15 protein-coding genes are annotated in these 24646 nt (G+C 62.0%); 10 read left to right on the top strand and 5 right to left on the bottom strand.

Translation table 11 applies throughout. The features are described from left to right. Positions 1-278: 278 nt before the first annotated feature. Together AB0J64_RS16860 and AB0J64_RS16855 are read right to left on the bottom strand one after the other, a co-directional pair. Positions 279-1034, bottom strand: coding sequence for a hypothetical protein (locus AB0J64_RS16860; RefSeq protein WP_364027268.1), 756 nt, complete (start codon positions 1032-1034; stop codon positions 279-281). Positions 1035-1928: 894 nt separating this feature from the next. Beyond that, positions 1929-2228, bottom strand: a complete 300-nt coding sequence (locus tag AB0J64_RS16855; RefSeq protein ID WP_364027485.1) for a DNA/RNA helicase domain-containing protein — start codon at positions 2226-2228, stop codon at positions 1929-1931. A 122-nt stretch (positions 2229-2350) separates the two neighbouring features. Between AB0J64_RS16855 and AB0J64_RS16850 the strand changes: the two genes are divergently transcribed. Continuing rightward, positions 2351-2599, top strand: a complete 249-nt coding sequence (locus AB0J64_RS16850) for a hypothetical protein (RefSeq protein ID WP_364027265.1) — start codon at positions 2351-2353, stop codon at positions 2597-2599. 173 nt (positions 2600-2772) lie between these two features. On the opposite strand, the gene AB0J64_RS16845 is transcribed toward AB0J64_RS16850, so the two are convergent. Next, the gene (locus tag AB0J64_RS16845) at positions 2773-3198 is read right to left on the bottom strand and encodes a very short patch repair endonuclease (RefSeq protein WP_364027482.1); all 426 of its coding nucleotides are present in this window, start codon (positions 3196-3198) and stop codon (positions 2773-2775) included. Positions 3199-3461: 263 nt separating this feature from the next. Between AB0J64_RS16845 and AB0J64_RS16840 the strand changes: the two genes are divergently transcribed. The 7 genes from AB0J64_RS16840 (at position 3462) to AB0J64_RS16810 (ending at position 19204) form a co-directional block, all read left to right on the top strand. Then, positions 3462-4559 (top strand): DNA cytosine methyltransferase, encoded by a 1098-nt coding sequence (locus AB0J64_RS16840; protein ID WP_364027262.1) that lies wholly within the window; start codon positions 3462-3464, stop codon positions 4557-4559. Positions 4560-4678: 119 nt separating this feature from the next. After that, complete coding sequence (locus AB0J64_RS16835) at positions 4679-5983, top strand: restriction endonuclease (RefSeq protein WP_364027259.1); 1305 nt, start codon at positions 4679-4681, stop codon at positions 5981-5983. 231 nt (positions 5984-6214) lie between these two features. Further along, a complete protein-coding gene (locus AB0J64_RS16830; RefSeq protein WP_364027256.1) occupies positions 6215-7195 on the top strand; it encodes a NaeI family type II restriction endonuclease in 981 nt (326 codons plus the stop codon). An 808-nt stretch (positions 7196-8003) separates the two neighbouring features. Further along, positions 8004-12722: a DEAD/DEAH box helicase family protein gene (locus AB0J64_RS16825; protein ID WP_364027253.1), complete on the top strand. Its 4719-nt coding sequence runs from the start codon at positions 8004-8006 to the stop codon at positions 12720-12722. Beyond that, positions 12719-14236 carry an NERD domain-containing protein gene (locus AB0J64_RS16820; protein WP_364027250.1) on the top strand — a complete coding sequence of 506 codons (1518 nt, stop codon included), beginning with the start codon at positions 12719-12721 and terminating at the stop codon, positions 14234-14236. The genes AB0J64_RS16825 and AB0J64_RS16820 overlap by 4 nt, the downstream gene beginning before the upstream one ends. A gap of 116 nt (positions 14237-14352) precedes the next feature. Further along, positions 14353-17403 carry a helicase-related protein gene (locus AB0J64_RS16815; protein ID WP_364027247.1) on the top strand — a complete coding sequence of 1017 codons (3051 nt, stop codon included), beginning with the start codon at positions 14353-14355 and terminating at the stop codon, positions 17401-17403. Then, on the top strand, positions 17390-19204 hold the full coding sequence (locus tag AB0J64_RS16810; RefSeq protein ID WP_364027244.1) for a DUF1998 domain-containing protein: 1815 nt from the start codon (positions 17390-17392) through the stop codon (positions 19202-19204). The genes AB0J64_RS16815 and AB0J64_RS16810 overlap by 14 nt, the downstream gene beginning before the upstream one ends. Before the next feature lie 555 nt (positions 19205-19759). Here the strand turns inward: AB0J64_RS16810 and AB0J64_RS16805 are convergent. Then, positions 19760-20803, bottom strand: coding sequence for a hypothetical protein (locus tag AB0J64_RS16805; RefSeq protein WP_364027241.1), 1044 nt, complete (start codon positions 20801-20803; stop codon positions 19760-19762). 200 nt (positions 20804-21003) lie between these two features. Next, on the bottom strand, positions 21004-21144 hold the full coding sequence (locus AB0J64_RS16800) for a hypothetical protein (protein WP_364027238.1): 141 nt from the start codon (positions 21142-21144) through the stop codon (positions 21004-21006). A gap of 1352 nt (positions 21145-22496) precedes the next feature. Between AB0J64_RS16800 and AB0J64_RS16795 the strand changes: the two genes are divergently transcribed. Further along, entirely contained in the window at positions 22497-23096 is a 600-nt protein-coding gene (locus AB0J64_RS16795; protein WP_364027235.1) for a hypothetical protein, read from the top strand. Beyond that, positions 23089-24201: a DUF262 domain-containing protein gene (locus tag AB0J64_RS16790; protein ID WP_364027232.1), complete on the top strand. Its 1113-nt coding sequence runs from the start codon at positions 23089-23091 to the stop codon at positions 24199-24201. The genes AB0J64_RS16795 and AB0J64_RS16790 overlap by 8 nt, the downstream gene beginning before the upstream one ends. Positions 24202-24646: the final 445 nt, after the last annotated feature.

Here is a 24646-nt window from a genome sequence, read left to right as displayed (position 1 = left end):
GACAAAACCACCCTTGCCTAAGCCGGCGTCCGCTCGGTTCGGTGCGGGCCTGTTCCGGGCTGCCCCATCTTTGAGATCGTCGACGTCGGCGGGCCTGGTCGAGGGTGAAGACCTCGATCACGGGGCGGATGCCGACGATCTCACGACGGCATCGCAACCTCGTGGCGCGAAAGCGGACCATCACGGAGGGGCCCCGGGACGGCCCCGCATCCGCCGGCTGGTCAAGACGTTGGTGGTGCGGATGGCGCGGGAGAATCCGACATGGGTCACAGGAGAATTCAGGGGAGCACCGGTGATCGTTCGGCGTAGGTGCGCGAGTTGAGGTTGTCGTTCGAAGGCACATAAGAGCCGACCATCCAGACCCGGTCTCCGACGATCGTCAGCCCTTCATGAGCAGGCCCCGCCCAGACCGCCGGGTCCGCGCCCGCGATGAGCTGCCACGTGCCGCCCGACAGGCGAGCGAAATTCTCGCCGGTATGGCTAGAGCCGGTCAGCCATACCTCGCCGTCCGGGGCGATGGCGACGTCACTCACGCTGGTGCCCTCGCTGTCGAACGAGGGCACGTTGACGTAGTTCCATTGGCTGCCGTCGTAGCGCATGACCGCGGCCTTGGCGGTCAGGCCGCCTGACCAGGTGCGCCAGCGCCAGGCGCCGGTGGCGTAGACCTGGCCGGACGGGCCGACCGCCACATCGGTCAGCCAGGTGCCGATGGCGCCCCCGTTCGGGGTGTCCACGCGGGTCCATGAGTGGCCGTCGAAGTGCACGGCGTACGGCTCGATCTCGTGGCCAGCGGTGCGGCTGGGCGCGTACCCGACCGCCCATACATCGTCGGAACTCCGCGCGGCCACCCCCGATAGCACGCTGTGACCTGCTCCCGGGGAGGGCAGCGGCGCCGGCGTCCACGAGCGGCCGTCCCAGCGCTGGGCGATGGGCCTGCTCACGGCGTTCTGGTGGGCATAGCCGACCGCCCACACGTCGTCCGGCCCGGCGGCGGCGACCGCAGTCAGATGGTCGGGCGTGTTCTCGTCGCCCACGTTCGGGCTCGGGACGATCTTCCAGGAAGCGCCGTCCCAGTGGGCGATCAGGGTGGTGATGCGCAGGTCGCTCGTGGTGCCGGCCTATGATCAGGGGACATATGCGGGATGATCTTGGCGACGTTTCCCCAGGCCAGACCCCCGTCGGCTGCCTATCAAGGTCCACCGAGCAAAAGACCTGCGGCCGTGAAACCGCAGGTCGGTGGCTGAAATGCCTGTTCAGGTGAGTGCCCCCGGGGATTCGAACCTGCGGCACCCGCTTTAGGAGAGCGCGGGCAGTATTGGTTCTCCGTTAGGGATGACCAGCAAGAACACGCTAAGCGGCCCTCGCCGGTCGCATGATCATCCCGTGCATGTCCCGCGTCACCGCCAGCTGCGGACAACACAAGCCGCTGCAAGAGGCGATGCCTACAAGTGTGATGCTCCCGTTCTAGCGGCGGGAGCATCACTGCTGTTCAGAGCACACATAGCATGCGATCACCAACGGAGAGTTGACTCTTGCCCCAGCGCAAGCGTAGCATACCAATACCGGGTATAGGTATAGATCTTGGAGGGAATATGAATAATCGGACCCGTCAGGAGTTAATTAGTTCGTTCGGTACTTGGATAGATACCCTTCGCCGCGACGAGGTCCTAGGCGGACTTCCCGTTTGGGTTTCCGGAACCCGAGGCTCACCTGCCCGCTACCACGCCGCTCCTGGCTACCGCTGCAACCTGCTGCGCCGAGCTGACCTTGCGATTGAGATGACCGTTGATGAGGCCCGAGCCCGGCATCTGGGGCCGTGTCCGGCTTGTCAGTTCTCTCGCTACACACGCTTTGCGTTGAGAAGGGCAGGGCTCGATCCCGATAGGCGGGGCTCGCTCATGTGGTGACGTGGTCGTTGGTGTTGTCCCCTACGCAAATGCCCCGAGGCATTGACAGCTTCGGGGCGTTTGCGTAGGTGAACTGTGGTGGCCGCGGACAAGAGCGGGCTGCTGATCTTCCACGTGGCGGTCGTAGCGCTCAATGCTCTCCACGGTGCCGAGCTTGCCCGGCTGTACCACCTGATGCTCATCCAGCAGGAAGACCGGCACCTGTGCTGCGGACATCAGTTGGTCGAGCTTCTGGCGCGCGGTCCGCTTGGCGGCGTAGGTCGCGAGCTGACTTGCTCGGTGCCACCCTGTTATGGGGAGGCGATCGGCCCACGTCCGCATCAAATTAATCATCAAGGCGTTCGTGCAGGTAGCGGGCCCCGTGACATGTGTAGGTACTAAGCACCGTATACGGCATCCGGCCTATCCAAGTCAGTTAGTCTTTGATTCAAGGTCGGTCAGTCATGCATTCGCAGTACCGGCGCACCTGCTTTGCCGGTTCAGCGTCGCACGGGGAGCGCCCCTTTGCTGCGGCCTGGGGATCTCAGATCGGCTGGACGTTCATGCTTGTCGCTGTGGTGCGGCCGTTCGTCTGCAACGCGGTCGATGAGGATGTCGATTCCGTCGAGTGGTGTAGATCAGCCGGCGTTCTCTACGACGGCGTATACGTCGTCGCCAGGGTGCTGAGGAGATTGACGGCTTGGCAGATGTAGCGCCAGGCCCCGGTGGTGCCAATCACTGGCAAAGTCGCCCACCATACGTGCGTAGGTGTGGCAGCTGCTCATGTCGGCCAGGACAAGCGGCGCTTGCCGGGCCCAGTCCAAGATCTGCCACCGGGAGCTGAGCGGTGACCGGTGCTGAGCGAGCGTGTGGTTCATGCCCGCGGTCATGTCTGGACTGTGCGCCCGGGCCGCATGACTTCCTCGACGATGCGATCTGCTGCTTCCGACGGATCCTCGTGCTCCCATATACGAATGACCCGCCACCCTGCCTGATTCAGGTGCTCGTTCGTGGCAACGTCTCGGGCGATATTCTTCGCCAGCTTCTCTGCCCACCATGTGTCGTTCGCAGCAGGACGTGTGGCGTGCTCAGGGCAGGAGTGCCAGAAACACCCGTCTATGAACACCGCGACCTTCGCCCGTGTGAAAGCTATGTCGACCGTTCGGCGCTTCATGCCAGGTATTGGCCAGGCCACTCGGTACCGCAGCCCACGGGCGTGCAGTAGCTTCCGCACGGAGGTCTCAGGCGCGGTGTCCCTGCGACGCTGCTTGCTCATCCGCGCCGACACGCCGGCCGAACTGGGAGAAGGCATGGAGGCCACGGGACAACGGTATCTCCCGTCCGCAACCCCTGACGCCACTGATGCCCTCGGCGACCGAGACTCGGCGTCTTCGGAGCAGTGCCGGGAGCGGAGCCTTCAAGCTGGTCAGGTTCAGAGTGCGCCGTCTCTGCCCCTCATACTGTCGGGGGCCGCCAGTACGCTGTGTGCGCATCGGCCAGCTTGCTGCCTCTGGTGCCAACCGACCATGGCACCTGTGGCAGCATCGTCCCGCACGACACACCCTTGGAGACCAAGTGCACCCTGTCAAGATTGTTGACTTGTTCGCCGGTCCTGGTGGGCTCGACGTGGCAGCGGAGAAGCTTGGTGTCACGACGGTGGGTGTGGAATGGGACGCCTCGGCTTGTAAGACGCGCCGGGCTGCCGGCTTGGACACGGTGGAAGGCGACGTGCGTGGCTACGGCCCTTCCGACTTCCCTGAAGCGGACGTACTGGCGGGGGGCCCACCGTGTCAGACCTTCACTGTCGCCGGCACCGGAGCCGGCCGCCGGGCACTCGATGAAGTACTGCGCTTTGTCAAGCGTATGGTCGCCCGGGAAGATCGGGAAGAGATCGATCGAGATCTCGCCAAGCTGGAGGACGAGCGCACCGGCCTGGTCCTGGAACCTCTCCGCTGGGCACTTGAAGCGATCGACGACAAGAACACTCCTTATCGGGCGATCGTTCTCGAGCAGGTTCCGGCCGTGCTCCCGGTATGGGAAGCCTATGCAGCGGCCTTGCAGGGCGAAGGTTATTCCGTGGACTGCGGCATCCTGCGTACGGAGGAATTCGGCGTTCCACAGACGCGTAAGAGGGCAGTACTGATCGCGCGCAAGGGCGATGAAGAGGTGACTCTGCCCCGGCCTACGCATCGGCCATACCGCAAGGGAGTTCCGCGCGAGGCCGGGGATCAGAAACTTCTCCCATGGAGGACCATGGGAGAGGTGCTTGATCGACAGCAGAAGTTCCAAGTGATCTCTAACTATGGCACTGGCGGTGACCCTAAAGCTCGCGGTCGACGCGCCTCCTGGGAGCCCTCGGCCACGGTAACTGGAAAAATCTCCCGCAACCGTGTCGTCTCCTTGGACGGTGCTGAACTGGAACGCTTCTCCCTCGCAGAAGCTGGCTGTCTTCAGACCTTCCCCGTCGACTATCCGTGGTCCGGCGGGGACGTGAGCCAGCAGATCGGAAATGCTGTCCCTCCTCGATTGGCCATGCACATCCTTTGTGCTGCATTCGGTTGGAATCCCCCAGGCGATGACCTGCTGCAGAGCCTCAGGACCTGGAGGTCTGCAGAAGCTTCTGAGTCGAAGGGCATCGACAGCGCCGCCCTGGCGGAAGTGGAATATGCCTGACTTATGGGGTGTACTTTGACAATTGCTGCCTCTCAATACGGTTGAAGCCGACAGGATCGAGGCGGCTCTGCCAGCGCACGTAGCACTGTCTTGAGCTCAGACACATGTGGAGGAACGCTATGGTCGGCGGGCGAATGCGTGTGGGGCAGGTGTTCCGGTACGCCAGCGGCAAGAACCCCGTACCAGCAGTGTTGGACGACTACGACAATTTTCACCATGTTACCCATTCGCCTGGTTTACCGCGTGCATTGCTGGAAGCGGGCATCAACGGGATGGCCAAGGTCGTCGGGCCTGACAGAACACGGAGGCCCGCAATCTTGATTCGGTCAAGCCCGTGGAAGGCAGGCTCTACGGAGACTCCCTGGCATGACGTGTTCGACATGGACCATGGGCACGTCCGATACTTCGGCGATCAGAAAGCAGGGCAGAAGGCCGCTCCCGGAACAACTACAGGCAACGCTGCGCTACTGGAAGCGTTCAACGGTCATCAGGCTGCGACGCCGGCAGAGCGCGCAGCGGCAACACCGCTGTTGTTGTTCCGGGCTGTGTCGCGCAACGGCCGGCCAAAGGGATATGTGGAGTTCTGCGGGCTCGGTCTGGTGGAGCGCGCAGAGCGAGTGGTGCAGTGGGGAGGGCCGAAGCACACGACCTTCACCAACTACGTCTACGACATCGCGCTGATCGATCTCACGGACGAGGGCGATGCGGTGTCCTGGGACTGGATACACGCCCGGCGAGACGCATCGCTGACTGCAGCTCAGGTCCTTACGGCAGCTCCACGTGCATGGCGGGCGTGGGTCAAGGACGGCAACTCAGCGCTACCGCGACTCCGACGCCGCGTTGCCAAGGCTCGGATCATCAAGGTCAAGGATCAGAGGCCAGTCGCGGGCAGCCCGGAGGCTACAGACCTCGAGGCGGTCTGCAAGCGCTTCGACGGCAACAAACATGATTTCGAAGCCGTGGCAGCCACCGTGGCTGCTCGTGTACTACGAGGTTCTGGCCAGCGCTACACCGACGGCTGGCTCACCCGTCGATCTGGCGACGGTGGCGCCGATTTCGTCGGTCGCCTCGACCTGGGCAGCGGACTCGCCGGCACCAGCTTGGTTGTGCTTGGGCAGGCCAAATGCATCAAACCCGACAGCCTGGTCTCTGCAGAACAGATTGCCAGAGTGGTGGCAAGACTGCGCCGCGGCTGGATCGGCGTCTACGTCACCACAGGCTCGTATTCTGAACCCGCCCAAGTGGAGATGGTCGAAGACCAATACCCGATCGTCCTGATCAACGGCATGGATTTGATCAGGGAACTGCGTGCCATCGCCCGCGACGACCACGGTGGTGACCTGCTGGCATGCCTCGACCACATCATGGCGAGCACAGCCACAACGATCACCAATCGACGTCCTGAGGAGATCCTCCTCGAGTGAACGTCGCTGGCGGTGTGCTGTACTTCCGTGCAGCCACATCGATCTGGGGCGTCATGCTTCGATCCATGGAAGGGAGCCTGCCTCGAGTCCTCGCCTTGGATACTGAGGGAGGAGCGACGATCGGCCGGCCCTTGAGCGGACAAGACGCGCTCCACTGAACGGTGAATTGTCTGTTCGAGACCGTGGAGATCAGGTCTACAGAGCTTCTGAGAAAACCCCTAGACTCCGCCTGTGGCCGACACTCTTGATCTCCAGTTCCCAGAGCCCAAGCCTGCGCGAGGAGAAGCCGCAGCCGGCGCTGGGGACGACCAGGCACTTGACGCGGTGGAGTCTTGGTTCCGCAGCCAGTCGAAGATGGAGGAGCGCTTCGGTCAGATCTTCCGTCAAGCGATCGACGAAGTCCTCGACGGGCAGCGCACTGCGCGGTTCGACATCTACGCCGACGGCGTGGTGGCGAAGACGGAAAGAACGTATTTGGGCACCAAAGTTGAGATCATCTGTCAGGACGAGTTTCACCTCGACCGTGGGCGGAAGATGGACTATTCCGTCGCTGGATATGACGTGGATGCCAAATTTTCGATGCGCTCGCTCTTGGGGCAGGAGATTCCTCGCGAGGCGGTAGGTCACATCTGTTTACTCATGCACGCCTCCGACAAGACAGCAGAATTTTCGGTCGGACTCGTACATGTGACGCCGGAGATTCTCAATGCGTCGTCGAACCAGGACGGCAAGAAGACCATCAGCGCGATCGGCCGTTCTCGTGTTCGATGGTTGGTGCGCAAGGGAAAGCTTCCGGAGAATCAGCTGCTGCGGCTGCCGTCGACCGTCCTGCGCGCGATCTTCGATCCCGCCCTGTCCAAGCAGGAACGTGTCAATCAGCTTTTCCGTCTCGTGCAGGGCAGAATCATCTACAGGCGCACTGTGACGACGGTAGCGCAACAGCACGACGGCCCGAAACGCGTACGCGATGCGAGACTGGCGCTGGCCGACCAGGGAATCATCATTCTCGGCTACCGCGACGGCCATCCCGCGATTGCACGCGCTCTCGAACTTGCGATTCCCCGACAGAGCGAGTGGATCAGTGTGCGCGTAGTGCCTCGCCCGCTTGAGGACACCCGCCCTGCGGCTCTGATTCAGGGCGGCTATTACGTTCAGGCGCGCCATGACGAGGCTTCTTTCCCCGTCACGCCTCGCTATGGCGTCGGGGAGTGATTCCTGCTGACAGAGCTGTACGCCTTGGGATTTTTGGCAGGGATTGTTGGGCGGAAATGCTGCCTGCGGTTGCGGAATGATGTCCACGGGAGCGCCCCCGCCATTGCCGTCCGTCGCTTGATTGTCCGTAAGACGAGTCGCGTGAGCTGCAGTGAAGGCATGTTTCTTGATCCTACTTGCTGCCTTCGGCGCAATATAAGCAGAATCAACAATGCCTTCGGAAGTATTGCAGCGTGCAGGCTAATGAGGCAATGCATGACAACCGGCGATTGATTTGATCTCCGCTCAGTCAGGGCCTGGCTGTTTTGTGTACATCTGAGAGTCGGCATCAGTGGCGCAGGGCTGCCCGCGAAGGGCGGCAATGTGGGGTCGTCTGTGAAGTTTTGCCCTGGATCGCTTCTGTAAGCATCCCGCTTGCCCTTTGCATCCTGCCCTGAGCAAGCATCGGCCTTGGTCGGTAGCGCGGGGGCTGTGCCCAAAGCAGTCAGGAGGTTCACGCGGCCGATGGGCGTAGGTGCACCGAGAACCCCGGAGATAGGCGTCGTCGACAGTAGTGGGCGGCGTGCGCCTAGGACGCCTGATTGCTGGCACCAGAACGGGAGGATTTTTCGTGTTTGCCAGCACAGAGGTAGTCGGGTCTATCATTGCGCCGGTGATGTCGGTGACACCCCCTCGCGGTCATAGGTCTGATCTGACCGCTTTATGTGCGATGCGGCGCAAATGCGGCAGTGGGTGTGCCAAGCGTATTTGGTGATGCCGCGGGTGGCGGCAGCCTTTCAAGGCCAGGCGAGAGAGGCATGAGGTCGTAATGGCGAGGCGGCAGGACTGGACACCGGATGTCGGACTCATACAAGAAGTCGAGAAACAGTTCGATCGAGCGATCGCGTCGTACCAGGCAAATCCCAACCTCATCACCGAGCATGCGAACCACGAAGAGTCGATCCGGGTCGGTGGGTACGCCAACCGCACGCTCCTTGAGCTGGTGCAGAACGCGGCGGACGCAATGTCCGGCGGGTCTTCGGATCATTTCGGTGCAGGGCGGGTGGAGATCGTCCTCGACATGCGATCCGCCACGCTGTACTGCGCCAATGCCGGACGTCCGTTCTCGAAGAGCGGCTTGACGTCAATCGCACACGCTCACCTCAGCGGCAAGCGCGGTGACGAGATCGGGCGCTTCGGTCTGGGCTTCAAGTCGGTCCTGGCGGTGACTGATGCTCCCCAGGTATACAGCCGATCGGTGTCCTTCGAGTTCAACTCGGACAAGGCAAAGGCGGCGATCAATGCTGTCCGAGCGCCTGTGACGAGGCTCCCTGCGCTGCGGACCGCCACTCTGATCGATGCTGAGGCGGCGTTCGAGGAAGACCCCGTGCTCGCCGAGTTGGCCGAGTGGGCGACCACGGTTGTCAAGCTGCCACGAGCTGTCAACTTGGAACGTTTAAATGATGAGATCCGCAAGTTCCGGTCGGAGTTCCTCCTGTTCGTCACCGAGGTACGCGAAGTGCGGCTTCGTGTCATCGGGTCCGAGGAGGAGTCCTACAGCACTAGCCACATGTCGAGAGACCTCGGCGACGGTAGCTTCAGGATTGAGCGCCCGGACGGGTCCGGCGACGAGTGGGTCGTGGAGCATCTGATGCACTCTCCGTCCCATGAGGCTCGGATCGAGGTCGGAGGGGCGGTTTCACGGGATCAGGTCAAGGTCACGGTCGCGATGCCGTCCCGCCAGGCTCGGCTCAAGACCGGCGAGTTCTGGTCATACTTCCCTTTGCAGGACAAGACCACTGCCTCGGCGCTGTTCAATGCTCCTTGGAGCGTCAACGACGACCGGACGACGCTGCTCGAGAACACCTACAACCGAGAGATCCTGAAGACTCTCTCCGAGATGTTCGTAGAGATGCTTCCCAAGGTTGCGTCGAGTGACGACCCTGCCGCCCACCTTGAGTACATGCCTGCGCGTGGTCGTGAGGCGCTTTCGTTCGGTGACGACATTCTCTCCGCGCATGTGCCGAGAATCGCGGCGCAGCGCGAGATCGTTCCAGACGCGACAGGCAGGCTGAGGATCGCTGGAGAGCTTCGCCCGCTCGACTTCATGGTCAGCGGTGTCTCGGAGCAGGACCATAGGAACTGGATCAATTCCCCGAACACGGGCGACGACGTCCCGCATTGGCGCTGCTATGCCATCCAGCAGAGAATCGCCCGTCTACGGCAGCTCTGCGTCTTCAGCGTTGCCGAGAAGTTGGAGATCAACGCTCGGGACGAGAAGCGAGCTCTTGAGGCAATGCCGAAGCGCGGCATTCTCACGTGGTTGCGCGAGTGGGCCGAGGGCACGGATCCCGGTTCGGCAGCGAGAGCCTTCACCTTTGTCGTCGATCACCTGGCCATCGAGGGGATTCGGACCGCACGGGTGATCCCGACCACGGATGGTTTGTGCGCCTTGGAGGACCGGAGCAACGTCTTCCTGAGGCGGGTCGACGACGTCGACATCGAGGGCGCACGGTTCGTTGCCGAAGACTTTCTCGCAATTCCGAAGATCGACGAGCGTCTACGCGGTCAGGGGTTCCGCGACCTGGATCCCCTCGCCATCCTGCGAGCACGTCTCAACAAGCTCTCTGTGGACTCCGATGACGAGGCCCTGACCAGGTTCTGGGATGCGGTCCTCAACGTTTCGCCGTCAGAGGCCGCGAGGATGTTGTCGAAGGACACGTCGGGGCACATCAAGGTACCTACCCTTGACGGTAAGTGGTCGTGGCCGAGCCAGGTAGTGGACATGGACGGACTCGGGGATGAGTTCGGCGGGCGCCTGCTGGACCGATCCCGATGCGTCCCACAGGTGGCTCACGCAGTCGGCGTCGTCCACGATCCAGTAAAGGAGTATCCCACCGAGGACGAGGTCTTCTTCGGGGACTACTGCCGGTGGGTGAGGGACTTCCTCAACACCAGGCGGGGGCCGGGTGAACGAGAGATCGAGCGCATCGAGTTCGTCGAGCACGCGGGCCCTGGTCCGTTCTCGGTCCTTTTCATGCTCCGGGACGCAGCCGCGCCCGATCAGCTGCGAGAGAGATGGACGACGCAGCTGTTGGGGTTCGAGGATGAATCCTGGACCGTCGAGGACCTCGATTCCCGTCAGACCTACCGGGTGACCTCACCGCTTCGATGGGCGGTCGACCGAGCAGGCGTGCTTCCCTCGACCCGGGGCCGCAGATCTCCACAGAAGATCGTGTCGGCAGCCATGGTCGAGTACGAGGACCTGCTGCCGCTGTACCGAGGGCCCCGAAATGTCGAGCACAAGCTGAACCTGCCTCGTGAGCTGGCTCAGGTGCCGTCGGATGTGCTGCGGGAAGCTCTGGAGGCGGAGCTCTTCCCGCCACGCGTCAAGGACCGCACCTTGACGACGTTCGTCATCGCCGCGAGCAGACTCGTGTTCTCGCAAGGGCATCCGTCACGGATCCCGGCCCGTATCGGGCAGGGGGTCGAATCACGGCGGCCGGACACGGTCTACATCGCGACCACCGACGAGGAGCAGCGCTTCCTGGCGTCTCGGCAGAAGCCCTACCTGAGGGCGAACAGTGACGAGGTCGCCGCTCTGGTCGAGGTCGTGGGATGCCGTAGGTTCGAGGACAGCTTCTCCTTCTCCATGTTGATCGAGGGGCAACAGGACGGCGAACGCATCATTGACCTGTACACCGGACTTCGCTCGACCTACACGGCGGACAAGGTCTTGAGCGCCACGGTGGCGAGGGCTGTGCACATAGCCAAGCGCGTGACCACCGAGGACGGTGTGGAGGACCAGTCGCTCGACAGGTATCTCGACGGACATGCGTTGATCGTGCGGGCAGACCTCGGAGAGCGGGAAGTCCTGGAGGTCATCAACCAGGCATTCGGTCTGGGGTTGGACAACGCCCAGCTGAGCGAAGTACTCAAAGCAGGGCTGGACCAGCGTCTTGAGGAGCAGCGCCAAGCCGCCAAGGCGGCCCTCACCGACGAGGAGCGTCTGGAGGTGTTCTTCGGGGACGACACCCTCCGGGAGGCGTTGCCCAAGGGCCTCTGGTCGGCACTTGAGAGACAAGGCCTGGTGAACAACGCGACGTCTGTCGCGGAACTCTTTCTCACTGTCTACAGAAGCGATTCGATCCGATTGCTCGCCGACCAGTTCCGCGGCGAGGGATACACGGACGTTCCCACGACGTGGGCCGGCGGGGCGCCGACTATCACGTGGCTTCGGAAGATGGGGTTCGGTGCCGAGTACGCCGGTCAACGGAACGAGCGTCAGGATGACGAGTTCGTCATTCCTGGAGCCGTCAAGCTGAACCCCCTGCACGATTTCCAGCAAGACCTCAGTACCCGCCTGAGGGACGTCCTGATCCTCAAGGAGCCGAACGGCAACTCGCTCAAGGCCATGGTCGAGCTCCCTACAGGTGCAGGGAAGACTCGCGTGGCGACAGAGACGGTGCTGCGGCTGTTCATCGACGGTGCCCTGAGCGGACCCGTGCTCTGGATCGCGCAGTCCGCCGAGCTCTGCGAGCAGGCGGTGCAGACGTTCAGCATGGTGTGGCGCGGCCTGGCTGACGAACGCCCGCTGACGGTCGGTCGGCTTTGGGAGAACAATTCGGTGCATGAGCCCGACACGCAGTTCGGTGTCGTCGTCGCCACGGATGCGAAGCTGGTCAAGGTCATCGATCGCCCGGAATATGCGTGGCTGAGCAACGCGTCCGCGGTGATCGTCGACGAGGCCCATCGAGCGGGGAGCTCTTCCAGATACACGAAAATCCTCAGATGGCTGGGTGTGGACGGGCGCAGTTGGGAGCGGCCTCTCGTCGGCCTCTCCGCGACGCCGTTCAAAGGTTCCATGGGAAACGACGCTCAGACGAAGGAGTTGGCTGCGCGCTTCGGACGTCGCATGATCAAGGCCTTTGAAGGGGGCGAGGCCTACCGGAAACTGTCCCGGATGGGTGTGCTTGCTCGCGTCCGGCACGAGGTGCTTCCGGGGATCGACATCGTTCTGGACCCCGGCGAGGAGGCCAACGTCCGGACTCAGCGCAAGCTCGAACCACAGGTCCTCGATCGCATCGGTCGAGACCAAGCACGTATGGCGGTCCTCGTGGACCACATCATGCAGCAGGATCCGGAATGGCCGATCCTCGTCTTCACCCCGAACGTGCTGTCGGCCCAGGTGCTCGCGGCGACCCTGCGTTACCGCAAGGTCGAGGCCGCCGCAGTGAGCGGACAGACCGGTCGGCAGGAACGTCGGGATGTCATCGAGCAGTTCAAATCGGGAGAGATCCGCGTGCTCGCGAACTGCGACCTGTTGATCCAGGGATTCGACGCTCCTGGTGTCCGTGCTCTTTACATCGCGCGCCCGACGTTCAGCCCGAGCGCCTACATCCAGATGGCCGGTCGTGGTCTTCGCGGTCCGGAGAACGGCGGCAAGGAGGAGTGCCTGATCGTGGACATCGCCGACAACTTCGGTGCAGTCAACGACTTCCTCGGCTACCGGGAGTACGAACAACTCTGGCGGGAGCACCGCGCATGATTCTTGTTCCGGACCTCGCGGACATCGAGGCGACAGCGACGAGCAGTGCCGAACGCCGGGTCGCACGTGTGCTGAATGCGATCGAGGGACCAGAAGGAGCCGTCGCATTCCACTCGGTGTCGCTCCGAACCCACGGGACCAAGCAACAGGCGGAGGCTGACTTCGTCGTCCTGTGGGAGAACGTCGTCATCCTGGTCGAGGTCAAGGGCGGAGGCGTGAGCAAGCACGACGGCCTCTGGTACACCGTCGACCGACGAGGCGACTGGAAGAGGCTCCGTGAATCCCCGATGCGGCAGGCCCAGTCGGCCATGCACGCGCTACGAGCGATCTTCAACGAAGATGGCATCGGTTGGTACGCGAGCGAGGCAGTCGTCATCACGCCTGACATCGACGCCCCTCCTCCGACGGTCGAGTGGAAGGGCAGCCACTGGTGGGCCAAGGAGGAGATGAGCGTCGCTGCCATGACCGCAGCCCTCAAGGCCGTTGCCGACGGGACGAGAACGCCGCCGCATGGGGTGAAGATCGCGCGTACAGATCTCTTACGGGCACGTCTCTTCGGTGAGTTCACCCGGATGCCGGTCGTCGATGCTCAGCGCGGGGCTGTGATCGAGGAGCAGAACCGCGCGACGGACGACCAGGCGCGTGTGCTGGCCGCACTCTCACGCAATCAGCGAATGATGGTGGTCGGAGGCGCCGGTACCGGGAAGTCCCTCGTGCTTGCCGAAGCCGCGAAACAAGAGGCCGGCGAGGGCAGATCCGTTCTGATCACCTTCCACTCGCCGGCGTTGGTCGGCTTCTTCTCGCCGCGGATCACAGGCCGTGAGATCGACCTACGTCCCTTCTCCGAACTCGACGGAGAGAAGAAGTACGACGTCGTTCTCGTCGACGAGGCACAAGACCTCATGAACGCCAAGGGAATGGACGCGCTGGACGCCGTCATCAAGGGAGGGCGGGCGAAAGGTCGGTGGCGGATGTTCCTCGACCCCAACAACCAGGCACACGTGGACGGCTCCTTCGACCAGGACGTCTACGAACTCGTGTCCGACGAGGCGTTGCTCCTCGACCTCAACCGCAATGTCCGCAACACGAAGGCGATCGTCCACGTGGTCCAGGAGTACCTGGGGGCCGACATCGGAGACCCGGGGATCGTCAATGGTGAGCGAGTGCACTGGAGATGGGCCGACGCGGAGGCCGATGTAGCCGCCGCGGAGAGCGTTGCACGTCAGCTCGTCGACGACGGTGTCCGTCGCGAAAGCATCTGGATCATCAGAGCCACGTCCGACGCTGCTCCCGTTGCGAGCGCCGCAGGTTTCACCGTGACCAGCCCGCGCTTCGCGAAGGGGTTGGAGGCGGAGCATGTGATCGTCTGCGACCTGCCCGAGGATTATGACGAGCTCGGGCTCGCCGGGTTCTACGTCGCCGTCACCAGACCACGGGTCACGCTTCATGTCGTCGCGTCCAAGGGCGACAAGCAGCGGCTCCAGGAACTCGTCCGGAAGCAGGTCGGGAAGTGAACCTCACCGAGGCACAGCGTGCCGCGCTGCGGCACCTGCGTGACACCTACGTCGGCCCGGACGCGGGACCGGAAGAAGTGACACGCAACCTCCCGCATCGGCAGTACGCCGTCGGGATGCTGTTCCCGGCCGCGCCGGAGGCCGACGGGCAGGCTCAGACCGAACCCCAGGACGAGATCTCGGCGGACGTACCCGAGGGAGATCTCGAGGAGGACGGGGCGGCTGTTCCACTGGCCGAGGACTGGCGTCCCTCGTCAGTAGCGATATCCTTCGTCACCGACGGTGCTTCCGTGGAAGCAAGCCTCTCGTGCGGTACATACTCGCAGGAGTCGGTCGAAGGGCCGCCCAAGTGGCGTCGTAGGCCGTTCGCCTCGGACAAGATCTCACTGGCCAAGGGCCGGCGCCCGGAACTTCTCACAGTGGGCGACGTGCCTGTCGAGATCGGGTCACGCTGGCGCGACTTCAGAGGGAACTTCCTGGTCACCGTGCACGTCAGGGTGCTGTCGGAGTCCACCGGAGACGAGCGTCTCGACATCCCTCAAATGCTCTTCCAGGTTGGGCTGTCCGTCAGTCCGGCCGCGGGCGCCCAGTTCATGGAGTACGACACCACCCGGCTGTCCGGCGGCGATCAGGAGACCGCCGAGCTTCGGCTCAGGTACCGCAACCGCAAGGTCTACGCCGTCGGTCACGGGATGGCCGCGGACTGGGAGGTCGCTGACGGTTGCTGTACAAGGGTGGGCCTCGAACCGGTGCCGGCGTTCGTCGTGCCTGCCGTCGAGACCACGGGTTTCCCGGAGAACACCCCCGAAGCGCAGTCCCTGGAACTCGCACACCTCATGAGGATGGACTCGGACCCCGAGCCGGTGCTGCAGTCTCTGGATGCGTTCACGGATGCGTTCGCCGAATGGGTGGACGAACAGATGTGGCGGGCCGAAGGATTCGGTGACGAGGTGGAGGTCGCTCGACGAATTGCCGGCCGCTCCCAGGATGCGCTCGAACGAATGCGGGCCGGCGTGGCGCTGCTTCGTGATCCGGCTCAGGGACGCCTCCGTACGGCATTCGCTCTGGGCATGGCGGCGATGCGTCTGCAGATGCGTCAGTCCTCGATCAACAGGGGTGGGCCTGAGGCCGGATCGAAGGAACCACAGTGGAGGCCTTTCCAGCTCGGGTTCCTCCTCGTCTCGCTCGCCTCCACAGTCGACGAGAAGCACGGCGACCGTGACCTCGTCGATCTCATCTGGTTCCCGACCGGCGGTGGCAAGACCGAGGCATACCTGGGCCTCGCAGCGATCGAGATCTTCCACCGGCGACTGCTTCACGGCACGGCGGGGGGCGGCACCGCTGTGATCACCAGGTACACCCTCCGGCTCCTGACGTCTCAACAGTTCCAGCGAGCAGCAGCGCTCGTCTGTGCAATGGAGCTGTTGCGTCGTACGGATCCTCGGGTGATGGGCATGACACCCTTCACGATCGGCCTGTGGGTGGGCAAGGACGTCACCCCGAACAACCGCCTCGCGGCGAAGGCGGCGCTGGATCGACTGATGAAGGCGGCGCGACCTGAAGAGGCCAACGAGTTCCAGGTGGAGAGCTGCCCGTGGTGCCTGACACCGATGGTGCCCAAGTCCAGGAGCGCACGGCCGAAGGACTACGGCATGCGTCTGCTCGGCAAGGACGTCGTACTGCATTGTGTCGACACCTCGTGTCGATTCAGCGACGAACTGCCGCTCGCCGTCGTCGACGAGGTCCTGTACGACGAGCCGCCCACGATCCTCCTGGCGACGGTCGACAAGTTCGCCCGGCTCCAGTTCAAACCTGCAGCGGGAAGGCTTCTGGGCCTCGGGACCCCGTTCAAGCAGCCCTCCCTGGTCATCCAGGACGAGCTGCATCTTCTGTCCGGGCCGCTGGGTACCACCGTCGCCGTGTTCGACGCCGTGATCCAGGTTCTGCTGAGCCGAATGGGGACCAGCCCTAAGATCGTCGCTTCCACCGCGACCATCCGCGCCTCGGACGAACAGGTGCAAGGGCTGTACGGACGAAAGGTGGCGCTCTATCCGCCATCTGGACTCGACGACGACCGGACCTTCTTCTCCCGACCCGTCGAGAACGGCGAAGGACGGCTCTACGTCGGGCTCATGCCTCAGTCGGTGTCCCAGCCCTCGGCAGTCATCTCCGCGGTCACTCCGCTCATCGAGATACCCGATGTCCTCTCCAGCCGTGGGGAGGACATCGTTCCCAGGGACGCCTACTGGACTCTGGTTATGTACCACAACTCCCTCCGCGAGCTCGGACGTACCGGAACGCTCGTCGTCGACGACGTACGGGCCCGACTCGAGCCTCGTGCAGAACGTCTGGGCCTGCCGCCGAGGACGGTCAGAGCGGAGCGTGTGCTGGAGCTGACGAGCCGGCGGGGAGCGGAGCAGCTTCCGAGCGATCTGCGGGCCCTTCGGGTGCGGGTGGACGAGTCCCCGACGGCGATCGACGTGGTCCTGTCGTCGAACATGCTCTCCGTCGGCATCGACATTCCCCGGCTCGCCCTGATGCTCATGGTCGGGCAGCCGAAGACGACCGCCGAGTACATCCAGGCCACGAGCCGCGTCGGGCGCGGCGACACCAGGGGCATCGTGGTGACCCTCTTCAGATCGAGTCGTGCCCGGGACCGGTCGCACTTCGAAACCTTCCGCGGATACCACGAGGCGCTCTACCGCAGCGTCGAACCCACGAGCGTCACACCATGGTCGTTGGCGTCGAGGGACCGCTCACTGGCCGGAGCACTGGTGGCACTGGTGCGGCAATCGTTCAACCAGCTGGCCGAGAACGACACAGCAGGCAGGTTCGACCTCGACGACATGGCGCTCAGTGACGCAGTGACGGGTCTTCTCGATCGTTTCCTCACATACGTGGCACGAGCCGACGACCTCGAGGTGGAGGAGACACGACGGGCCGCCTGGAGCCTCTTGCGCGACTGGGACCGCCGAGCGCACTCGGCCCGCGACGCAGACGAGACGTTGGGCTACGAGCGGCTGGGGAAGATCGACACCGCGCTGCTCAAGAGGTTCGGGCAGATGGGGGAAGGGTGGCTCGTCGGTGACTCGATGAGGTCGGTGGAACCGAGTGTGGCCGTGAACGTCCAGGAACCCCAGGAGGAGGCACACCGTGGAGAAGATTAGGCATGACCTGCGGTTGTCGGAGACGATCACACCCTTCGGGGTCGGAGCGATCGTGGACATCCGAGGTGAGTCCCTGATCGCTCCCGACACCTCCTGGTGGGACAAGAAGTACTCTCCGGAGATCAGCTGTGAGCGACTTCTCGCCAGGCTCGGTCCGGGTACCCTCAGGCAGCCACCGACCCATGCCGGCCATGCGGGCAAGGACACAGCCTCGTTGCTCTACTGGCGCTTTCCCGCCTGGCGATTCTGCGAGAGGTGCTCGAAGCTGTCAAAGATGACCGGCAAGAGGAACGGCAAGTGGAGCAACACCTGTGAGTGTGGAGGGCTTCTTGTCCCGATGCGCTACATCGCGATCTGTGAACAGGGCAGCCACGCCCAGGATGTCCCATGGTTCCAGTGGGCGCACAGGGGCCGCGAGGCGGCTCTCGATGATGCCGTTCGCTTCTGTCAGTCCTACAAGGAGCTCCGTTTTGAGAGGTTGTCCGGTCAGGGGGAGGGCCTGGCTTCCCTCCGGGTCAAGTGTTACGGGTGCGGACACGCCAGATCACTGGCAGAGCTCGTGACGAAAGACGCCCTGCAGCGCGACGGCCTCCACTGTGCGGGCCGGCAGCCCTGGGAGCCGAAAGATCCGGCGAAGAAGCCGTGCAACCATCGTCTTGTCGCGGTCCAGAGAGGAGCGACGGGAAACTACATCGCCGAGCGGATCTCTGCGCTCGACATCCCTGAGGAACGGCCTCAGTCAGCGGAGTTCGCCGACAAAGTACGCGGTCATGTCTTCTTCGAGAGACTTGTCGCGGACAACGGTGGCCCTCAGGCGGAGATGATCGCGGGATGGATTGCCGGCGAGCTCGGAGTCGCTCCGGAGACCGTGCTCGAGATCGCGGCAGGGGGTGATGTTCCGGACGACGACGACGTGCTCCTCGACCTCAAGGACGGGGAGTGGGCCGCCTTCCTGAAGAAGCTCGACAGTGGACGAGACCGTACCGGTGGCGACTTTGTCGTCGATGGATGGAGCTTGGAGACGACCTCGGGCCCTGAGAGTCTCGTCAGCCGGATCGCCGGTGTCGGACAGGTACATCGGGTACGCGAGGTGACTGCTCTCCGCGGGTTCAGGCGCTACAGCGCGGAGGCCGATCTCATCACAGCCGACCTCGGAGCCAACCGCCGAAGGTCCCCCACCTATCCCGCCATGGAGATGTTCGGCGAAGGAATCTTCCTGAAGTTCGATGAGGACAAACTCACACAATGGGAGACGCAACCCGGCGTACAGGCACGCGCAGGCATCCTCCTGAAGCGCCGAGCGGGCATCGCATGGGCGGACCGCCTCGACGTTCCCGAGCCGCGCTACATCGCCTTGCACACGTTGTCGCACCTGCTCATCCGTCGGCTTGCATACGCCAGTGGCTATGCGTCAGCCTCCCTTCAGGAACGGATCTACGCGAACTCCGATCGGAAGGACAAGACCGCCGGGATACTGATCTTCACGGCGGCAGGAGATGCTCAGGGGACTCTTGGAGGACTCGTTCGGCTGGGACGGCCCGAGAAGCTGATCCCGCTACTTGTCTCAGCGCTCGACGACGCGGATGTCTGCTCGAACGACCCGGTATGCATCGAGAGAGACAAGCAGGGCTCGTCTCAACTCAACCTGTCCGCATGCCACGGTTGCTCCCTTGTGAGCGAGACTTCGTGCGAGACCGGCAACAGGTTGCTCGACCGTCAGCTGGTGCTTGGAGGAGGAAGCGTCGTCGGTTTCTTGGACGGAGTTTTGGCAGAGGTGCGTCAGGCGACCGTCACAGGATGACCAGAATAAGAACCGTGCAGGGATGGCGATTGCGTAATCAGCCCTTCGCGATGTGCTAGCCGAGCGCGCGTAGGGGTGAATCGGCGGTCGACACCGTGGGGCATGCGAGCGCTCCGCCACTCAGGTCGACCTCGCAATTGCCGACGAAATGCCAGCAAGATGGTGATAATCAGGAATGTCTGCGTCCCTGCGTTTCCATGGTGGGAGAGCGGGACGAAGCCTAATGTCGCTTCTGGTCTGCACACTAGGGACGCCCCGAGCCTTTCCCGCGGTCCCTTGTCAGCGGATTGGCTACCACACGTACAGTCGTAGGGATGAAGAGAGGGCACAGGTGGCCACTGTCCAGCTGCTGGGTTAAGTAAACGTGCTTGGTAAGGGAGTCGCGCTTCTAGCCGGCGACGGGGCTCGCTCCGTAGAGGCCGCGATCACAACGACGGTGTGATTTGCTCGCTTAAGTCAGGATCACATCGTGCAGATCGCCTTCGGTGGACGGATTGGCAGGAGTAGCCCATGCCTTGAAACTCGGGACCCAAGCTAGACCGTCTACTTAGGAAGCTACCAACGATCCTCGTCCTCGTCCTGCTGAGAGATCATCTCTATGTAATCATCTTCGGGATGATGCGGATCCTGGGGATCAAACTGGCGCTCATATTCAAAATTTGGGTCGTCGAAGTAAGGAATGAAATCTCTGCGGTCGACGTAATCGTTAGATTCCAAGTCTGAGACTTGCGCCTCAGCATAGGGGACCTTCTTCGCGATGCCTGCGTGTTCAATCTCCAACGATCCTTGTAGCGTGAGCTGGCATGATCGACAGATCAGCGTGTGTCCGTGGAGTGTGTAGCTGATTGTGTGTGTACGGCTTGGATCAAGTGCCGCTTCCACATTTCCAATATAGGTTGCGGCCTTTCGTCCGCACGCCGGACAGGTAGTGGTGATGGCACCGAAGCCGCCGTACAGGTTGCGAACCTTGGTGATGGCCTGCAGGATGCTGACCTTCTCTTCCAGGGAGAGGAAGGTTTCCGAAACGTGTCTGGACTGCGCGATGGCTATCTTCCTCTCGACCGATTTCCTTATTGCTTCAAGGGAGGTGCGAACTAGGGCGTTGACGAGATCTGCGTGTCGACCCCAAATATTGTTAGGGTCAACCCCCACCAGCGGGTAGAGGTTGTTACAGGTGTGTAGATATGCGGAAAACACACTGATATTGAGGGTGGGTTCGGAATATCCAGCGTGCACTACGCTATCTCGTGCATGAAAGAGCTGTTCGATCAGGTCGGAGGGCATAGAAATTTGGTTGTTGAGGCGCCGGACAGTATGAATGGCGTCTCTTGCCCCTATGGTTCGTACCTTGTAGTCGTCCCCTGGACGGCCATGTCCCGTGAAGTAAATTAGCGTATCGGTATGCTCTTTTCCTCGAGAGTTTGGATCCACAAGGAAGGCTGGATCCATTTGGTATAGATATGCCTTGCATAGATGCTCAAGGCTGATCGCCGAAAACATGAGGACGACGCGACTGTCGTTCGCAATGTAAGCATCGAGAGCGCGTTTGGTGAAGTCCCGGGCAGAGAACAGCAGCTGATCGCGGTCAATATCCGGCATGTTGGGACTATAGCGATCTAGGCTAGCTGATGCGACCCTATTGGTGCATCGGCCATCAGCCGCTCATCCGGCAAAGTATCAGCAGGTACGTCATGCTAGATTCGGGCTGGACGCAACATAGAGAGTCGCGGGCCTGCGTGTTTGTGGTTCGTGGAGAGGGCCTCCACTGGCATGGCGTCAGGAATCCGGGGGTCAGTGCCCTAGATCGCCACACCCATCAGCTCCAAGCGCCTCAGCGCGGCCAAGCCGGTGCCGATGGCCGGCACGCGACCACGAATCGCATCGAGTGCCGCCGCCAGATCTTTGCCCCGTAGCCCGGTCGCGCCGTCGATGTGTTCCAACGCCCACGTAGCACCGGGCTCAGAATCCAGACGATTACCGCAGCCAGCACCACGCTGATCACGAATACCGCGATGGAGAGGAGCCTCACTCAATGAAGATGACCCGGATCTCGACTCGCGACTAGCCCAGCCAAGGATATGAGTCTCCACGATCGTGGCCTGGACCGCCACCTTCAACCAGCGACACTCAGGGCGATTGCGGTTAGTTTGAGCTCGTTGGAGAGCGAGGTTCGGGCGGCGTGGAGCATTGCTCGAAATGATCGCTGGCGGCTCATCGCCGTCACGAGCTACTGGATGTCAATCGACACTGGGCTCGGAGCTCACCAGACTGCGGGTGCTTCGGAAGCCTTTCAACGCGCACGGCCGAGGTCTGTACGGGGGAGAAGGCGGTGGGCGGCGACCCTCGTACCAACTCTGACGCGAGGAACGGTGTCTATCAGCCCAGTGAGGTATCCGCTGTAGGAGAGCGAGGGTAGAGCGCTGTGGAAACATGCTCTGCACTGGTGGAAGCCTCTGTGTGGCTCGTATCGATGTCTTGATCATCCCGGGTATGTCTCGCGCAGCGTCATGACTGTCTGCATGAGAAGGGAGCCGGTTACGACTCGTAGAGTCATGCGCCCTGTCCAGGTGCATGATGGTGGGCGTCAAAATCGAGTGCCGCGCGGCCCTGTTGCTGTACTCCTCTGCTATACAGCAACCCATTCATCACGGACCTCGTCTCTCACCTCTACGTGCTGGCGCCAGCGATCCGCATACACGCCAGGTTGTACAAGGGCGGAACACGACGGTGCGTCTCTCTGCGCAAGAGACGCCCCACACTGCTTGATTCGGGGCTCACTCCGTAGCAAGGTCACGGGCTTTCTACAGGGGAACCTGATTGGCCGAGCACGGTGGCGATCGTCAGTGTGGCACCGGCTACGACGTTCCGTCTACCAGTTTGGGCGCCTGAGATGCGCGCTCACGATCTGCTGCGACGCAGGTATGCCGAATACGGTGCTTCCTCGTGGAGGTTTGCGAGTTCCCATGATTCACCGCCCTGATGGGCACGTGCTCGCGCCCGGTGTGCATGTCGGCGCTGGTGACGACGGTTCTGTCAGGTCGGCGACGATGTGCAGTAGCGACTGGAAGCAGGTCGGACAGGTCTCCACCTGCGCGGGGGTGACGGGACAGCCTGAACCGATCGAACTTGCGGGGCGATGAAACGCGCTAGGATTATTAGACGTTTGCCTGGAAGATCGCGTGGTGACGCGGCCGAGGCGGTAGTGCCGGCTTCATCACTTTCACCCAGTGCGGCGCAGGTGTAACGGCTGAAGCACGCACGTGCCCAGCTCGATGCTTGCTGAGGGGAGACGATGGCCGCTGTTTCGGGGCTACCCGAATTCTGGAAGGAGTTCAGTTCTCTCGGGCATGAAGTTGACTACTTTGTGACTGCCCGACTGTTCGACGGAATACCTGCGGTGTGGCCTCAAGAACTCGACTACATCAAATGGCGACATCTTGTTGCAGCCGAGCTAGGCGTGGATCCGATGGCTGTCCAGCTGGTCGGAAGCGCCCGTCTGGGCTACTCCATGAACCCGAAGAAGAATTTCAGGAGATTCCACGAAGGCTCGGACTTGGACATCGCGGTGATCTCGCCGGAGTTCTTCGAAAAGGCGTGGGCTGAACTCCGAGAGATGATTGAGGACGAGTTCTTTTTTAGAAATAGGCGCTATCTCCGCAAGCTGGTTTTCGAGGAGTGCATCGCTCTCGATATCGTACTGCCGCGACTGTCCTTTGGCGAGCAGTGGTCACGGTCCAGAGATCTCTTTATCCAGGATCTCGGTGACGCCTTCAGGAACTGCGAGGTCAATTACCGGTTATACCGCAACCATGCGTCGCTCAGAAGCTATCAGGTGAAATCTGTCAACATCGCGCGCGACCGCGCGATCGAGGAGGGCGTACACCATGGCTGATCATGGACTCAAGTTCGAGATCGAGTCGAAAACGGTGGCGGAGTTCCGGTCGCTGGACAAGTCCGGCGAGCTGATCCTCCAGCCTGAGTACCAGCGCAAGGCCGTCTGGCCCGAACGCGCCAAGGTGTCCTTGATGGAGACCATACTCCTCGGGTATCCGATCCCGGAAATCTACCTCGCGTATGAGACGTCGCCGGAAGGGGAGCAGACAGCGTCCGTTGTCGACGGTCAACAGCGACTCACCTCCTTGCTTGATTTTATCAAAAACAAGTATCCGCTGGACGGGCTGGAGGATGAGGAGCTATGCGAGAAGTACGAGGGGAAGCTCTTCAAAGAACTGCCCGATGATGTACGTCAAGAGTTCTTCCAATATCGTTTCCCGATTCGACGCCTGTCTAACCTTGCCGATGAGTTTGTGCGCGCAGTTTTCGCGCGTGTCAACAGAGTCAACATGGTGCTGACGGAACAAGAACTTCGAAACGCTTTGCTGCCTGGCCCGTTCAACGACTTCCTCAAAGACTGTGCGGCTCACCCGATAAGCGAACTCTCCGGTGTCTTCAGTGGCGAACGACGTAAACGAGGCGGTGATCTGGAGTTCTACGCCGAGGTTTTCGGCACCTGCATATTCGGGCTATCCAACAAAAAGACCGAACTTAACGAACGCTACGACAAGATCTCCGCAGATTTCGAGGACTATCAGGATCGTTCGGTGGAATTTCTCAAACTGCTGACAGTCCTCAGTGATACCCTCAAATGGGTTGGCCGAACCAGATGGTCGAATATCGTCGACATGTTCACGCTGCTACATGTCTCCTGGGGACTGCGTGAGAAGCTAAGCAACGCCAGCCCGGCTCTGACAACGCAAGTTCGAAACCTTCTGGACCTGTTCCAGCGTGCAGTCTCTGCTAGGAAGCGCAGTGGCGAAAACGAAGAAACAACCGGTCTTTTGGCATCCCTGGCAGCTATGGTCAACATGGCGGCCGAGGAAGTCGATGAGATCGTCGATAAGTATACGTCGGGCATCCGGAATTCATCCGACCTGGGCTCACGGCGAATTCGCTCGCAGCAGCTGACGTTGCTTCTTTCGAAGAAGCTTCAGAGCTAACCTAATCAAATTTGTCTTTGAGGTCAGACCAAGCTGTGTCCGAGATAACGTAGGCGGCGCGAGGGCAAGCGCCCTGCTTACTGTGTGCCCGACTGTACCAAGTATGCGGTTTCGACCTCGCAGCGTACCGGCGGTCGGGCGTTCATCAAGCCAGAGGAAAAGGTAAGAGAGGTTCATCTCCGTTCCTCGTCAGCTCGTGGATCGCCTGAGGATGCACGAGGAAGCACAGGAGTAGGAGTATCGAAAGGCTGGCGACTCATGAGCGGATTGGGATATCGTCTGGTGCGGAACTGAACGGCACCCATCGATGCTCGCGATTGGGCCGCCAAATGGATAAGTCCAGAGAAGTCACTGGCTTCCAGCCAGCTTCTCAGGCTAACGCTCCGTTATGGACGGGTGCCCAGGATACGCCATCTCACTATGGACTGCGTCAAACCCCGGGATG

The organism is Nonomuraea sp. NPDC049695 (assembly GCF_040674955.1).
GTDB lineage: Bacteria > Actinomycetota > Actinomycetes > Streptosporangiales > Streptosporangiaceae > Nonomuraea > Nonomuraea helvata.
This window is presented reverse-complemented; position numbering and strand designations above follow the sequence as displayed.

Coding starts and splice junctions, on each gene's coding strand:
- AB0J64_RS16855 (WP_364027485.1), bottom strand. CDS start 2,228: ATGCGGACGTGGGCCGATCGCCTCCCCATAACAGGGTGGCACCGAGCA.
- AB0J64_RS16850 (WP_364027265.1), top strand. CDS start 2,351: ATGCATTCGCAGTACCGGCGCACCTGCTTTGCCGGTTCAGCGTCGCAC.
- AB0J64_RS16845 (WP_364027482.1), bottom strand. CDS start 3,198: ATGCCTTCTCCCAGTTCGGCCGGCGTGTCGGCGCGGATGAGCAAGCAG.
- AB0J64_RS16835 (WP_364027259.1), top strand. CDS start 4,679: ATGGTCGGCGGGCGAATGCGTGTGGGGCAGGTGTTCCGGTACGCCAGC.
- AB0J64_RS16825 (WP_364027253.1), top strand. CDS start 8,004: ATGGCGAGGCGGCAGGACTGGACACCGGATGTCGGACTCATACAAGAA.
- AB0J64_RS16820 (WP_364027250.1), top strand. CDS start 12,719: ATGATTCTTGTTCCGGACCTCGCGGACATCGAGGCGACAGCGACGAGC.
- AB0J64_RS16815 (WP_364027247.1), top strand. CDS start 14,353: ATGCTGTTCCCGGCCGCGCCGGAGGCCGACGGGCAGGCTCAGACCGAA.
- AB0J64_RS16805 (WP_364027241.1), bottom strand. CDS start 20,803: ATGCCGGATATTGACCGCGATCAGCTGCTGTTCTCTGCCCGGGACTTC.
- AB0J64_RS16795 (WP_364027235.1), top strand. CDS start 22,497: ATGGCCGCTGTTTCGGGGCTACCCGAATTCTGGAAGGAGTTCAGTTCT.
- AB0J64_RS16790 (WP_364027232.1), top strand. CDS start 23,089: ATGGCTGATCATGGACTCAAGTTCGAGATCGAGTCGAAAACGGTGGCG.